Origin of the sequence: Kribbella kalugense (assembly GCF_004365875.1) — a bacterium.
GTDB lineage: Bacteria > Actinomycetota > Actinomycetes > Propionibacteriales > Kribbellaceae > Kribbella > Kribbella kalugense.
The window spans coordinates 1203683-1216328 of the sequence record NZ_SODF01000002.1 but is presented as its reverse complement, the minus strand read 5'-3'; the positions used below and the strand labels follow the sequence as shown (position 1 = coordinate 1216328).

At 68.1% G+C, this 12646-nt stretch carries 15 protein-coding genes; 8 read left to right on the top strand and 7 right to left on the bottom strand.

Going from position 1 to position 12646, the window contains the following annotated elements:
- The first annotated feature begins 94 nt into the window (after window positions 1-94).
- From EV650_RS23635 to EV650_RS23625, 3 genes are read left to right on the top strand one after another with little or no spacing between them, the layout of a single operon-like run.
- Window positions 95-514 carry a hypothetical protein gene (locus EV650_RS23635; RefSeq protein WP_202874860.1) on the top strand — a complete coding sequence of 140 codons (420 nt, stop codon included), beginning with the start codon at window positions 95-97 and terminating at the stop codon, window positions 512-514.
- Window position 515: 1 nt separating this feature from the next.
- Window positions 516-1733: a sensor histidine kinase gene (locus tag EV650_RS23630; RefSeq protein ID WP_134121199.1), complete on the top strand. Its 1218-nt coding sequence runs from the start codon at window positions 516-518 to the stop codon at window positions 1731-1733.
- Window positions 1730-2359, top strand: coding sequence for a response regulator (locus tag EV650_RS23625; protein WP_134121198.1), 630 nt, complete (start codon window positions 1730-1732; stop codon window positions 2357-2359). Before EV650_RS23630 ends, EV650_RS23625 begins: the two co-directional genes overlap by 4 nt.
- On the opposite strand, the gene EV650_RS23620 is transcribed toward EV650_RS23625, so the two are convergent.
- The 4 genes from EV650_RS23620 to EV650_RS23605 form a co-directional block, all read right to left on the bottom strand.
- Window positions 2348-3874, bottom strand: coding sequence for a DUF4097 family beta strand repeat-containing protein (locus tag EV650_RS23620; RefSeq protein WP_134121197.1), 1527 nt, complete (start codon window positions 3872-3874; stop codon window positions 2348-2350). The genes EV650_RS23625 and EV650_RS23620 overlap by 12 nt on opposite strands.
- Window positions 3875-3971: 97 nt before the next feature.
- Window positions 3972-4583 (bottom strand): FMN-binding negative transcriptional regulator, encoded by a 612-nt coding sequence (locus EV650_RS23615; protein ID WP_134121196.1) that lies wholly within the window; start codon window positions 4581-4583, stop codon window positions 3972-3974.
- Window positions 4584-4650: 67 nt separating this feature from the next.
- A complete protein-coding gene (locus tag EV650_RS23610; protein ID WP_202874859.1) occupies window positions 4651-5289 on the bottom strand; it encodes an SDR family oxidoreductase in 639 nt (212 codons plus the stop codon).
- 24 nt (window positions 5290-5313) lie between these two features.
- Window positions 5314-6270: an Lrp/AsnC family transcriptional regulator gene (locus tag EV650_RS23605; protein ID WP_202874852.1), complete on the bottom strand. Its 957-nt coding sequence runs from the start codon at window positions 6268-6270 to the stop codon at window positions 5314-5316.
- An 80-nt stretch (window positions 6271-6350) separates the two neighbouring features.
- Here EV650_RS23605 and EV650_RS23600 point away from each other — a divergent pair, with 80 nt between their 5' ends.
- Together EV650_RS23600 and EV650_RS23595 are read left to right on the top strand one after the other, a co-directional pair.
- Window positions 6351-7505 carry a carboxylesterase/lipase family protein gene (locus tag EV650_RS23600; protein ID WP_166678247.1) on the top strand — a complete coding sequence of 385 codons (1155 nt, stop codon included), beginning with the start codon at window positions 6351-6353 and terminating at the stop codon, window positions 7503-7505.
- Entirely contained in the window at window positions 7502-9130 is a 1629-nt protein-coding gene (locus EV650_RS23595; RefSeq protein WP_134121194.1) for an amidohydrolase, read from the top strand. Before EV650_RS23600 ends, EV650_RS23595 begins: the two co-directional genes overlap by 4 nt.
- On the opposite strand, the gene EV650_RS23590 is transcribed toward EV650_RS23595, so the two are convergent.
- Together EV650_RS23590 and EV650_RS23585 are read right to left on the bottom strand one after the other, a co-directional pair.
- Entirely contained in the window at window positions 9118-9912 is a 795-nt protein-coding gene (locus EV650_RS23590; RefSeq protein ID WP_134121193.1) for an LLM class flavin-dependent oxidoreductase, read from the bottom strand. The genes EV650_RS23595 and EV650_RS23590 overlap by 13 nt on opposite strands.
- Window positions 9913-9940: 28 nt before the next feature.
- Window positions 9941-10495, bottom strand: a complete 555-nt coding sequence (locus EV650_RS23585; protein ID WP_202874850.1) for a TetR/AcrR family transcriptional regulator — start codon at window positions 10493-10495, stop codon at window positions 9941-9943.
- A 76-nt stretch (window positions 10496-10571) separates the two neighbouring features.
- Between EV650_RS23585 and EV650_RS23580 the strand changes: the two genes are divergently transcribed.
- Complete coding sequence (locus tag EV650_RS23580) at window positions 10572-10964, top strand: nuclear transport factor 2 family protein (protein WP_166678246.1); 393 nt, start codon at window positions 10572-10574, stop codon at window positions 10962-10964.
- A 49-nt stretch (window positions 10965-11013) separates the two neighbouring features.
- Here EV650_RS23580 and EV650_RS23575 read toward each other — a convergent pair whose 3' ends face one another.
- On the bottom strand, window positions 11014-11667 hold the full coding sequence (locus EV650_RS23575; protein ID WP_134121190.1) for a cutinase family protein: 654 nt from the start codon (window positions 11665-11667) through the stop codon (window positions 11014-11016).
- A gap of 136 nt (window positions 11668-11803) precedes the next feature.
- Here EV650_RS23575 and EV650_RS23570 point away from each other — a divergent pair, with 136 nt between their 5' ends.
- Together EV650_RS23570 and EV650_RS23565 are read left to right on the top strand one after the other, a co-directional pair.
- Window positions 11804-12109, top strand: a complete 306-nt coding sequence (locus EV650_RS23570; protein WP_134121189.1) for a VOC family protein — start codon at window positions 11804-11806, stop codon at window positions 12107-12109.
- A 10-nt stretch (window positions 12110-12119) separates the two neighbouring features.
- Window positions 12120-12596 (top strand): NUDIX hydrolase, encoded by a 477-nt coding sequence (locus EV650_RS23565; protein ID WP_134121188.1) that lies wholly within the window; start codon window positions 12120-12122, stop codon window positions 12594-12596.
- The last annotated feature ends 50 nt before the right edge of the window (window positions 12597-12646 follow it).

Sequence of the window (12646 nt, the reverse complement as noted above, 5' to 3'; positions counted from 1 at the left end):
CGGTGGAGTCGTTTGGAGCTGGCTGGGCGATGTGCGGACCGGGGCCGGATTGGGACAGTCGAAGTACCGAGAACAACCCCGAAAGGAAACCGCCATGACCACCCCGGTGAACGTCGAACACCCGCGGAGCACGGCCGCGTTGCGGAGTGTGCAACTGCTGGTGGCCGGCTACCTCGCGCTCAGCGTGCTGACGCTGATCGCCATCATTGCCCTACGCAACAACGCGACGGCGGTGAACGACGCGGTCTGGACCCGCGGCACGATCGTGGTCGCCAGCGCCGCACTGACCTTCGCGTTCGCCCGCCGGGCCTCGAAGGGATCCCGGAAGGGCTACCTCCGGCTCCGGATCGTGTCGGCGGTGATGCTGGTCGCGATCGTGGTGATCATCTCGCTGCCGGGGACCTTCCCGCTGTGGATGAAGGGCGAGCAGGCCGTCTGCGGACTGCTGCTGCTCGGCGTCGCGCTGCTGGTCAACGGCAAGCACCTCCGCTCGGTCTTCGGGGAAACTAAGTGACATGAGCGAACAGGCCTGGCCGATGCGGCTGACGGTGGTGCCGTACGTGCTTCTCGCGTGCCTCGCCGCCGTCACCATCGCGATCAAGCACGACCAGCCCGGGTCGCTGACCGTCGACCTGGTGCTGTGCGCGCTGATCGCGCTGTGGACGCTCGGGATATTCACGCTCCGCCCGCCCTGGCGGACCCAGGACCGCCCGATGGCGATCTTCATCGCCGGGTTCGTGCTGCTGCTGGCCGTGCTCGTGGTGCGGGATCCGTGGTTCGGCTTCCTCACCCCGGCCGGGTACTTCTACACCTTCATCCTGCTGCCGTGGCCCGTCGAGCTGATCGGGATCGGGGCCGTCGCCGTCATCGCGGGGTGGGCGCAGTCGTACGACATCCCGAAGACGAACGTGCTCGGACTGCTCGGCTGCGCCGCCGTGATCGCGGTCAACGTGATCGGGATGTGCTTCGCCTCGTGGCTCGGCCGGCGTGGCGAAGTACTCAGTCAGCAGCGTCAGGACGCTGTCGACGCGCTGACCGAGACCAACCAGCGGCTCGAGTCCACGCTCGCCGAGAACGCGGTCCTGCACGAGCAGCTCCTGACCCAGGCCCGTGAGGCCGGCATCATCGACGAGCGGCAGCGGATGGCCCGCGAGATCCACGACACCCTCGCGCAGGGTCTCACCGGGATCGTCACCCAGCTCCAGGCCGCTGAGCACGCCGACGACTGGCGGCGGTACGTGTCGACCGCGGTTGGGCTGGCCCGCGAGAGCCTGACCGAGGCGCGGCGCTCGGTGCACGCGCTCCGTCCACAGCCGCTGCAGTCGGCCACGTTGAGCGAGGCGATCGCCGATGTCGTACGGCGGTGGTCGGCGCTGCACGGGATCGACGTACAACTCACCACCACCGGCACACCGCGGGTGATGACACCGGAGGCTGAGTCGACTCTGCTCCGCGCTGCCCAGGAGGCACTTGTGAACGTGGCGAAGTACGCACAGGCGACCCGGGTCGGTGTGACGCTGTCGTACATGGACAAGAAGGTCGCCCTGGACGTCCGCGACGACGGCGTCGGGTTCGACCCATCGCGGAGTACCTCGTCCGAGGCCGGCGGGTTCGGCCTGGTCGCGATGCGCCAGCGGGTCGAGGCGCTGAACGGGACGCTCGAGGTCGAGTCCGAGCCGGGCTTCGGTACGGCGATCTCCGCGACCGTGCCGATGTCGGGAGCGTCGGCATGATCCGGCTGCTGATCGCCGACGATCATCCGGTCGTGCGGGACGGGCTGAGCGGGATGTTCGCGGCCGAGCCCGGGTTCGAGGTCGTCGGCCAGGCGGGCGACGGCGCGGAGGCGATCCGGCTGGCCGAGGAGCTGCGGCCGGACGTGATCCTGATGGACCTGCAGATGCCCGGCGTGAACGGTCTGACCGCGATCAGCGAGCTCACCGAGCGCGGGGTGGCGGCCAGGGTGCTCGTGCTGACGACGTACGACACCGACGGGTACGTCGTACCCGCGATCGAGGCGGGAGCGACCGGGTACCTCCTCAAGGACGCGCCGCGGGACGAGCTGCTGCGGGCCGTACGCTCGGCTGCCGATGGGACGTCCGTGCTCGCTCCGTCGGTAGCGAACACGTTGATGAATCACGTCCGTACGCCGCCCAAGGCCGAGATCCTCAGCCCGCGCGAACTCGAGGTCATCGAGTTGGTTGCCGCCGGCAACACCAACCGCGAGATCGCGGCCCACCTGTTCATCAGCGAGGCGACGGTCAAGACGCACCTGCTGAACATCTACGCCAAACTCGCCGTACCGGACCGCGCGTCGGCTGTCGCAGAAGCCTTCAGACGCGGACTGCTGTCAGCCGCCTAGGCCGGTTCCTGTCTGGCGAGTTGGGGTCTGGTTCTGGCGGACGGTGGTGTCACGAGCGCCGTCCGAGGCGCGCTGGCTCTGACCGCCGGCTTCGGAGCCGAACCCGCGGGACTCCGGGGGCACCTCGCTGCGGCCGCTGATGCTGTCAGCGTCCACGCGCATGGTGCCTGCGACCTCCGGGCTGCTCGCGGTGACCTTGACGTCGCCCTCGACGGATCCGGCCCGGACGTCGCAGGCACGGTCCGCATGCACGGTGACCGGGCCTTTGACGGAGTGGAGCTCGGCGCTTCTGGCGCTACCGGGCATGCCGGTCCCGTCGGTGCGGTCGGCGCTGCCAGAGCTGACGGCGCCTTCCTTCGATCGGGCGCTGACATAGTCGAGCTTCCCGTGGGTCTCGATGTTCGCCTTGTCGGTGCGGGCGACAACCGTGCTTCCTTCGGGCACCACCGCCTCGACCTCGATCGGCGAGGATCCGCCCGAGATCACGAAGGTGCTGCCGCGGACGTCACCCATCGTGATCGATCCGCCGCCGATGTTCAGCTCGCCGATGCTGCCGGTCACCATGATGCTGCCGCTGCCGGATGCGTTGAAGTTCTGGACGACCCCGTTGCTGGTGGTGCGGGTCATGACCGTCGGCGCCGATTCGCTCTTCGCTGCCGACGTGGTCATGCGGCCGTCGGCGGTGGCCTCCAGGCGGGCTGACCGGATGGCGTCTGCCGCGGGTCCGTTCGCGTCGGCGGTCCTGATCGTCAGGGTGGCCCGCGTGCAGTTCGGCTTCGCGGTCACCGTGATCTTTCCGGCACTCTCCACGATCCGCGCATCCAACAGCACCGGGTCTGACGTCTCGAGCGCCACCGTCCGCTGCGTCCCCACCTGCTGCTCTCCAGCCTGCGCGGGCTGCAACTGGGCGGACTGCGGTTGGGTCTGCTGAGGCTGGGGTGGCTGGGACTGCGTCGGCTGGGCTCCGCCTGGAGCCTGCCTCGGTTGTGGTTGTGGTTGTGCGCCTGGCGGCGGAGGCGTCGCCCGCCCTGCAGCCGAGCGCGGCGCCGGGCCGGTGGGTTGGATCGGGCGCTGCTGCCCTGGGGCGGTGGCGCGGGCGGCCTCTCGCCCCAGTTGCTGGTACAACGCCGCGGCTCCGGGCGCGCCGAGGTCTCGCATCTCCGCCGTGAGCGCCGTCAAGCGCTCCTGCATCCGTGGCTGCATGGCGATGTACTCGTTGCTCGTGGCACGCACCGCCGGATCCGCGAACACCGGATCCTGCCTCGGCAGCTCGGCGAAGGCCTTCGTCGCCCGCTGTTCCCAACCCGGCCGCTGGAAGTCGTTGACCCGTGCCGTGATCTCGGGGATCGTGCCGCCCTGATCGATCATCGCCGGCATCCCCGGTACAGCCCGCTCCATCAGCCGCCGGAACCGCTGGCTCTGGCCAGGCGACTGACGGTCCATGTATCGCATCATCAGCTGGACGATCTCGACCATCTTCTGGCGAGCCTGCTCGAGGACATCGTCTGGCTCCACCTAGGACCTCACTCGGCTCGGACTCGGCATACCGACACGGAGGGTACACGCGACGGCAACCGCTCTCAGCCCGGTTCAAACAACAGTTTGATCTCGACTACGGCCGGTGCCGGGCGACCGCGTCGGCGGTGGGTTCTTCGCCGTCCGCACGGAGTCCGTCGACCACGCCGTCGATGTCGGCAGCCGGGCGGTTCTGGCTGAGCTTGAACTTGGCCTCGATCCGGTGGATCGCGAGTTCGACTCCGACGATCGCCCGCAACTGACCGCGGACGTACTTCTCCGGTGCATCGTCCACCGACCACGGTTCGGCCCGGCCCAGTTCGTGCTGATCCGACAAGCGGCGTACGACGTCCTCGACCCACGTGACGTCGTCGTGGACGGTCAGTTCGCCGTACACGTGTGCGGTGACGTAGTTCCAGGTCGGTACGACGCGACCGTGCTCCTGCTTGGAGGCGTACCAGGCCGGCGAGACGTAGGCGTTCGGTCCGCGCATGATCACCAGCGCCTCGCCGAGCACCTCGCGCTGCCAGTGATCGTTGTTGCGGGCAAGGTGTCCGAGCAGCACGTTGCGCGAACGGTCGTAGCTGAACGGAAGCATCGTCGCCACCATTCCGTCCGGCGTCATCGTGATCAGATCAGCGGCGCCGTGACTGGCCAGCAACTCCTGAACCGCGTCGTCATCGGGGGCAAAGTGGTTGGGAACATACACAACCCGAGTCTCGCGAACCCGGGCGCCGAACGACAGGGCCATTCGGACCGAGCTTCACCAGGCCAAGTCAGATGACGATCTCGTGGATCCATTCAGCCGGCGCCTGGGTGTGGAGGCGCCAGTAGTGGTTGGCGATCTCGTCGGGATCCCAGCCGGTGCCCGGGCCGACGCCACCGCTGACCGTGACACTCGCGGCGTGGATGCCAGCAGCGCCGTACTGCTGGTGCAGGAGCGTGACGAGGGCGCGAATGCCGGCCTTGCCCAGCGAAAGGCTCGCGTAGTCCGGCTTCGGCAGCGGCATGCCGCCGGTGATGAGAAACGATCCGTTGCCACGCTCGGCCATCGCGGGCGCGAGGTGCGCGGCGGTCGTCATCGCGCCGACCACGTTCACGGCCCAGGCGTCGAGGTGCTGCTTCGCGGTGAGGTCGCCCACTCGGTCAGCCTGGATGAGCGCGGCGTTGTAGACGACGGCGTCCGGTACGCCGTACGCCTGAACCACCCGATCGAGCGCGGCCCGCAGGGCGGCCTCGTCAGTCACATCGGCGGTCACCGGCAGTACGTCGGCACTCCCGAGCTCGGCCGCGGCAGCCTTCACCGTCGACTCGGACCGGGCGACCAGCCCGGCACTCATTCCCCCCCAACCGAACCGCCGCGCCACCGCGAGACCGATCCCGGGTCCAACCCCCACCACCACGACTCCAGCCATGCTCCCGAGCATAAACGTGACACGTCACCGTCTTGGCAGGAGGGTCCCGGCTCGTTTGACGGTGGTGGTCAGCGGGACGGTCTCGATATGGGTGATGCCGGGGAGCGTGCCGATCCGGTCGGCGAGGTAGTCGTACAGCGCGTCGGGGTCCGGGCAGACGACGAATCCGAACAGGTTGGTCGCCCCGGTCACGGCCGCGGCGTACGCGATCTCCGGATGCCGCGTCAGCGCGTCCGCGACCGTGCTCAGCGCCGAGGGTGCGACTGACATCCACAGGATCGCCTCGGTGGCGTAGCCGAACATCATCGGATCGGCCTCGACGTCGAAGTACATCGCCCCGGAGCGGAGCAGCTCACCGAGCCGGCGGCGTACGGTCGACTCCGGCATCCCGGTCGCCGCAGCAAGGGCGGGGTACGCCGTCCGCCCGTCCTTGGCGAGCTCCGCCAGCAACCGTTCGTCCTGCGCAGTCAGCTCGAGCGGTACGTCGTACTCCGGGGACGCCGGCCTCAGCTCGTTGACCTGCTCGTCCGTGAGCGCCGCCGTACGTCCGGCCCAGCCCGCCGTCCCTGCGACTGCGCGGAGCATGCACTGCGCGGTGACCGACGTGATCCGTGGACCGTGCGGAAGCTGCTGCAGCAGGGGAGTGCGCGGGCCTTCGGCGTGGGTGATGCAGGTGACCTCGAGGCCGCCGGAGGTCAGGCAGACCCACGACGTGTCGTCCCGGCGGGCCATCGTCGCGGCCACGGCAACCGCGGTGTCGGGCGCGCACTGGATCCGGATCAGCCAGTCGACCCGACCGAGCCGCGCGCTCGACGGTACGCCGACCACGCGCACCGCGCCGGTCTCGCGCAGGCGGTGGTAGCGGCGAGCGGTCGTCCGATCGGAGATGCCCAGAACGGCCGCGATCCGGCTGAACGAGGCCCGCCCGTCCACCTGCAAGGCGTGTACGAGCTGCTCGTCCAACCGGTCGAAATCCACCATGATCGCCTCCATCATGTCGGAATCAGCAAGATCTGGCCATGCTCGCGACGCGCCAGGACCGGTCTTGCGACGGTCGAGGAATGAACCAGCCAGAGACAACAGTCAGCCAAGGTCGCCTCCGCGGCCGCCGCGTCGGAGAAGTCGACGCGTACCTCGGGGTGCCGTACGCCGAGTCGACCCGCTTCCAGCCACCGCGTCCGGCCGCCGCCTGGGACGGAGTACGTGACGCCACCCAGGTCGGTCCGGCAGCGCCGCAGCCTCCGTCCCGACTCGCGCAGATCATCGGCGACCGATCATTGGAGCAGTCCGAGGACTGCCTCAACCTGAATGTCTGGACTCCGAGCTCGACCGGCACGCCGCGTCCGGTCCTCGTCTTCATCCACGGCGGCGGATTCAGCACCGGCTCCGGCGGCCTCGACTGGTACGACGGCGCGCGGCTGGCGGAGCGCGGTGACCTCGTTGTCGTCACGATCAACTACCGCCTCGGCGCCCTCGGGTACCTGCGGCTGGAGCACAGCAACCTCGGCCTGCTCGATCAGGTCCAGGCGCTGCGGTGGGTCCAGGAGAACATCGCGGCGTTCGGCGGCGACCCGGAGGCGGTCACCGTCTCCGGCCAGTCCGGCGGCGCGCTCTCGATCGCCGCCATGAACGCGACCGGTCTGTTCCGCCGCGCGATCCTGGAGAGCCCACCGCTCGGGCTGCCTCCGCAGACTCTGGACGTGGCCGACACGATGGCGGCAGAGTTTCTCGACGTCCTCGGAACCGACCCGCACACTGCGACCGTCGACGAGATTCTCGCCGCCCAACTCGAGTTGGTCCGCCGGCACCCGGGGCCGATCCCGCCGTTCCACCTGGTGGCCGACGATCCGCACACCGCCGAGGTGGAAGTCTTGGTCGGTTGGTGTCGCGACGAGGCCAACGCGTACGGCGCCGGCCCGGAGGTGACCGAGTCGTTGTTCAGCACCCCGATCAGGGCGTACGCCGAGGAGCTGAAGTCGGCGTGGGTCTATCGCTTCGACTGGAGTGCGCCGGGCAACCCGCTCGGGGCGTGCCACTGCATCGAGCTGCCGTTCGTGTTCGGCAATCTCGCCGCCTGCCGGGACGCGGCGATGCTGGCCGGCGCAGCTGGCGACGAGCTCGCCCGGATGGTCGACGTGGTCCAGACGGCGTGGATCGCCTTCATCCGGAACGGAAACCCGGGCTGGCCGAATTCCGACGTACAGGAGCTGTCATGACCGTTTATCTGAACGGGAACGTCGTCACCGTCGACGGCGACTTCTCGATCGCGGAGGCCTTCGCGGTCTCCGACGGACGGTTCGTTGCCGTCGGCACCAACGAGGAGATCGCCGGACTCGACGGGCCGGTGGTCGATCTCGGCGGGCGGACCGTGCTGCCCGGGTTCATCGACGCGCATGCACATACGGTGCACATCGCTGTGGACAAGTTGGCCGATCCGCAGCTGGCCGGGCTGACCTCGATCGCCGCAATCACCGAACGGATCCGCACCGCGGCGACCAAGGCGGAGCCCGGCGAATGGATCGTGACGTCGTCGATCGGCGAACCGCCGGACTACTTCGACCTGCCGGACGGGCTCGCCGAGGGGCGCTGGCCGACCCGGGCCGACCTCGACGCGGTCGCGCCGGACAACCCGGTACACATCCCGACCCCGCCGTTCTGGCCGCACCCCGCGATCCTGAACAGCAAGGCACTCGAGTTGCTCGGCATCACCCGCGACACCCCCGACCAGCCAGGGATCCGGATCGAGCGTGACGCAGCCGGCGAACCGACCGGTGTGATCCATGGGCTGATCTTCTACAACGCTCGCAATCCACTCGTCGGCCGACTCCTGTCGTTGCTTCCAGCCACTAGTCCGGAGTCCCGGCAGGACGCGATCGCGACCGCCATGCAGCAGAACCTTGCTCACGGTCTGACCACCATCTACGAGGGTCATGGCAACAGTCCGTTCGTCCCCGATCTGCGCGTGATGCGGGAAACAGACCGACTGGCCTGCCGGGTCGTCGGCACCTACGAGGTGCCGGTCGGTCGTGTGAACCTTGCGGATTGGCTGACGTCCGTTGCGGATGCGGCCGGCGACGGTACGGGCGACGATCATCTGCGGATCCGGGGGATCACGGTCTCTCTCGATGCTCCGATGCACTTCGGCGGCGCTCTGATGAGTACGGCGTACCTCGATCCGCACGGCGAACTCGGCAACGGTTCCTCGGTGTTGTCCACAGCCGAGTTGGCCGAGCTCGCGCGTCTCGCAGTACAGAACGACCTTCGGCTGAACGTCCTTGCCACGGGTGACGCGGCCTGCGAGATCGCGGTCAGTGCGCTGGAGACCGTGCATCACGAGACGCCTCTGACCTCGCGCGCTTGGGTTGTGCAGCACTTCCATCATGTGACCCGGGAGCAGATCGCCCGACTCGCGGCGATGGGGATCGTCGCGCAGGTCTGCGCCGGAGTGGACTACGGCCGTGGAGAGGCGGCGTACGTCGAGCGGCTACCTGGCGATCAGTGGGAGCACGTGACGCCGGTGCGGTGGTGGATCGATGCCGGAGTACCAACCGCACTGGCCAGTGACGGCGCCCATCCGCCGCTGTTTCACGTGTGGGCCGCGCTGACCCGCACCGATGGTCGCAGCGGGCGCAGTCTGCTGACGCCGTCGAAGACGATCTCTCGTGCTGAAGCGATCCGTGGCTGGACAGCGGACGCGGCGACAGTGCTCGGTGTGGGCGACCGGCTCGGATCGATCGAGCCGGGGAAGCTTGCGGACTTCATCGTTCTCGACCGCGACATCCTGACCTGCCCGGTCGACGAGATCCGAGACATCGCGGTCCTGACGACTCAGCGTTCCTGATAGCGGCTGCGGAGATCGGCGGCCTGGTCGTAGTCGTCGTGCCAATCGCCTGTGGGTGGGATGATGACGCGCTCGGTTCCAGCGGCCTCGTAGGCGGCCAGTTGCTCGACTTGGTCTCCTTCGAGCTGTGGGGCGATCACGGTCGCCTTCAACTGCTTGCCATCGGCAAGTTCGTTGATCTGCTCCAGGCTCTTGCGTACTTCCTCCGGCGACATCCCGATCGTTGCCCAGCCATCGCCGTACCGCGCCGCCCGGCGATGCGCGCGCGGACCGTTGCCGGCGACAAAGATCGGTGGGACCGCGGATCCGGGGGAGAGCGTCACCTCGAGATCCGGTCGCACCGTCGCGGCCTTGCCGGCCACGAGATCCCGCAGTACGGCGAGAGCCTCGTCGGTCAGCCGCCCGCGCTGGGTGAAGTCGACGCCGGCCGCCCGCCAGCCGATGTCACCGTGCGCCGGGTTGCCCGTGCCGACACCTAGAACGAGCCGGTTGTTCGACACCAGCTGCAGCGTGCTGATCTGCTTCGCCGCCCACGCCACCGGTCGCAACGCCAGCAGCATCACGTTGTATCCGACGGTGATCCGCTCCGTTACCGCGGCAGCGGTCGCGAGTACGACGGAACTGTCCAGCATCGGCGCGCTCGCGATCAGATGGTCCGTCGACCACACCGAGTCCAGCCCGACTTCCTCGGCGTACCGAGCGCTGTCCCGCACGTCGCCCAGGATCGGCTTGGTGGGATCCGGGGTGGACGTCGGCAGGATCACTCCGATCTCAACACTCATACCGTCGCCAACCTCCGCTTCGAGGGCCCTATTCCGCCCGGGTGAGGGATTCGACCGCGGGGCGGAGGAGTTCGATGATCTTGTCCGGGTCGGCATCGGCGAGATGGTCGAGTTTGAGCAGGTGCCGACCGAGTACAACGCCGATGAGCACGGCGCTGACCACATCGACCCGGAGCTCGCCGTCGTCGCCCGGGATGACCTTGCTGAACGTACTGCCGCGGAGCTGTGCGTTCTCGCGGACCTCGTCGGCGGCGTCGGGATGGGTGAGCATCGAGCGCAGTACGGCGAGTGAGGCGACCGGCTCCTCGATCAGCGACTGCCGCAGCCGGTCGAGCAGTTGCTCGGCGATCTCGTCCGCGGTTCCGTCGAGGACGGCCTGGCTCTTCGTCTCCGCTGCGCGTGCGAACAGCTGCTGCTTATTGCCGTAGTAGTGCATCACCAGACCGGGATCCACCTGCGCGGCCGCGGCGATCGCGCGGATCGTCGTGCGGTCGTACCCGGCCTCGGCGAACAGCCGACGTGCCTCGGCGAGGATCCGCTCCTGCGTCTCGATCCGCCGCCGGTCTCTGGTGGTCTCGTTCACCGAATTCATTCTACAGATGTTGAATATCTGGGGTTTTCGTTCTACGGTCGTTGAACCAAACATCGCTGGAGGGGTCATGACACCACTGGAAGTACTCGAGCTCCGTCGCCGCCACATCGTCGATCGCGACTTCGAGTCGTTCGCGAATCTGTTCGCCGAGGACGGCGTGATCGAGATGCCGTTCGCCGTTGCCGGCCTACCTGATCGCCTCGACGGACGCGAGGCGATCCGCGAGTTCTCGTTGAAGGCTGCCGATCATCCCGTCGAGATCGTCGACCTGCGCGTCGTCCAGCTGCACGAGACGGTCGACCCCGAGGTGGTGATCCTCGAACTCGTCACCGACGGCCGGAACACGACGACCGGCGAACCGTTCCAGGCCACCTGCGTCCAGGTGTTCCGGATCCAGAACGGTGAGATCAAGCTGTTCCGCGACTACGTCAGCGCTGCAACCGTCCCGGATCTCAGCTGAGTGCGGGGTGCCGGCCGACTGGTTGCCGGCCGGCACGCCGTCGTACCTGTCAGGGGATGTAGACCCCGTTGAACCATTGGCCTCTGGCGTCGTCGGAGTACACGTCAACGTTGAAGTTGTAGTTGCCGTGCTTGCCTTCCCAGAGGTATCCCGGGAGCCCGGACGACGCGTCGATGTTGCAGATGATGTCGTCGGTGCAGAGCGTCAGCGTCGGAATGTCGCCGAAGAAGTTGTCCGCGCCGGCCAGCGGTGCGCCGACAACCGGGGCGACGAGCGGGTGCGCCGCGGCTCCCGCGTTGCCCGGACCCGCGGCCCGCTTGGGATCGGCGATCAGGACCGCGTTGACGTTATCGATCGTCTGCCAGTTCTCGGTGACCCACGTGTGCACCACCGCTGAGCCTAGCGAGAACCCGATCGCCTTGACGTGCTGATCCGGGCAGGCGTTGCGGTGATCGCGGATCAGCCGGTTCAGCTCGTTGACGCCTTGGCGGGCGTTGTAACCGATCGGCTGGGCCGGATACCCGACCCGCTGGCTGATGTTCCCTTGCCAGTACGGCGCATTGGAGTCGTTGTCGCCGGTGCCACCGACCACAATCGTGTAGGTCCCTCCACAATCAGCCGCCTGCGCCGCAGGCGCCGCCACGAGATACGTACCACCCGCCGCCAACAGAAGACCGGCCAACATGGCCGCAGTTTTTCTCATCAACTCTCCCCAGTAGTCATTTCACACGATCGTTTGAACTCACGTCAGACGCTAACAGCCCGCAAGCTCTCGACTACAAACCGCACACAATCGCCCACCGCTCGACAACCGCCGTGCGGTCGGGTGAGGTGAAGGGGTGAGCCTGACGATCCAGAACATCGTCTTCGCGTGCCCGGGGAGCACGCTCCTGGACCGACCGCTCGACGCACCCTCTCGAGTAGTCCTCGCCGGCACCCCGGCACTCGCCTTCCAGCAGAGCACGTCACCCGCTCCACGCTGGCCCGACCCTGCCTACCCCCAGCAAGTTCACCTGGACCTGTCCACCCCCGACGTACCCGCAGCCCGCGCTCACGCCCTGACCGTCGGCGCCCAACCCCTCCAAACCAGCGGGCCCCACCACCACGTCTACGCCGACCCGGCCGGGCACCCCTTCTGCATCTAGGGTTCGGGGAATGAGTCGACGGCTGGCGGCGTACGGGGTGTGTGTCGAGGACGGACGGGTGCTGCTGGCGAGATACGTCTCGCCGTACGGCGATGGCACCTGGTGGACGCTGCCCGGTGGTGGCGTTGAACCGGGTGAGGACCCGTTCGACACCGTCGTCCGCGAGATCGCGGAAGAGACGGGCTGCACGGCTGTCGTCGAGAGCCTGCTCGGCGTCGACTCCCGAGTGATCCCCGGAGTCGAGAGTCGCCGGCCAGGCACCGAGGACCATCAGAACATCGGCATCTTCTACGCCGCCCGCATCACCGCCGGCACCCTCCGCCCCGAACCCAACGGCGAAACGGCCGAATCCGTCTGGACCCCTCTAGCCGACGTCCCCGCCCTCCGCCGCGCCGCGCTGGTCGACATCGGCCTCGCCCTGTTCCAGTCACGCCCGCCAACCGGCCACGTCCCACCAGTCCTAGCCGGCGGTCTGCTCGAACACTGACCAACGGTCGCCGTAACGACAGGACGTAGTCGTCTACGTATACCGCCTCG

Excerpts from the sequence above, each read along its gene's own strand:
- EV650_RS23635 (WP_202874860.1), top strand. The coding sequence starts at position 95 with ATGACCACCCCGGTGAACGTCGAACACCCGCGGAGCACGGCCGCGTTG.
- EV650_RS23630 (WP_134121199.1), top strand. The coding sequence starts at position 516 with ATGAGCGAACAGGCCTGGCCGATGCGGCTGACGGTGGTGCCGTACGTG.
- EV650_RS23625 (WP_134121198.1), top strand. The coding sequence starts at position 1,730 with ATGATCCGGCTGCTGATCGCCGACGATCATCCGGTCGTGCGGGACGGG.
- EV650_RS23610 (WP_202874859.1), bottom strand. The coding sequence starts at position 5,289 with ATGGCTGGAGTCGTGGTGGTGGGGGTTGGACCCGGGATCGGTCTCGCG.
- EV650_RS23605 (WP_202874852.1), bottom strand. The coding sequence starts at position 6,270 with ATGGTGGATTTCGACCGGTTGGACGAGCAGCTCGTACACGCCTTGCAG.
- EV650_RS23600 (WP_166678247.1), top strand. The coding sequence starts at position 6,351 with ATGAACCAGCCAGAGACAACAGTCAGCCAAGGTCGCCTCCGCGGCCGC.
- EV650_RS23595 (WP_134121194.1), top strand. The coding sequence starts at position 7,502 with ATGACCGTTTATCTGAACGGGAACGTCGTCACCGTCGACGGCGACTTC.
- EV650_RS23590 (WP_134121193.1), bottom strand. The coding sequence starts at position 9,912 with ATGAGTGTTGAGATCGGAGTGATCCTGCCGACGTCCACCCCGGATCCC.
- EV650_RS23580 (WP_166678246.1), top strand. The coding sequence starts at position 10,572 with ATGACACCACTGGAAGTACTCGAGCTCCGTCGCCGCCACATCGTCGAT.
- EV650_RS23575 (WP_134121190.1), bottom strand. The coding sequence starts at position 11,667 with ATGAGAAAAACTGCGGCCATGTTGGCCGGTCTTCTGTTGGCGGCGGGT.
- EV650_RS23565 (WP_134121188.1), top strand. The coding sequence starts at position 12,120 with ATGAGTCGACGGCTGGCGGCGTACGGGGTGTGTGTCGAGGACGGACGG.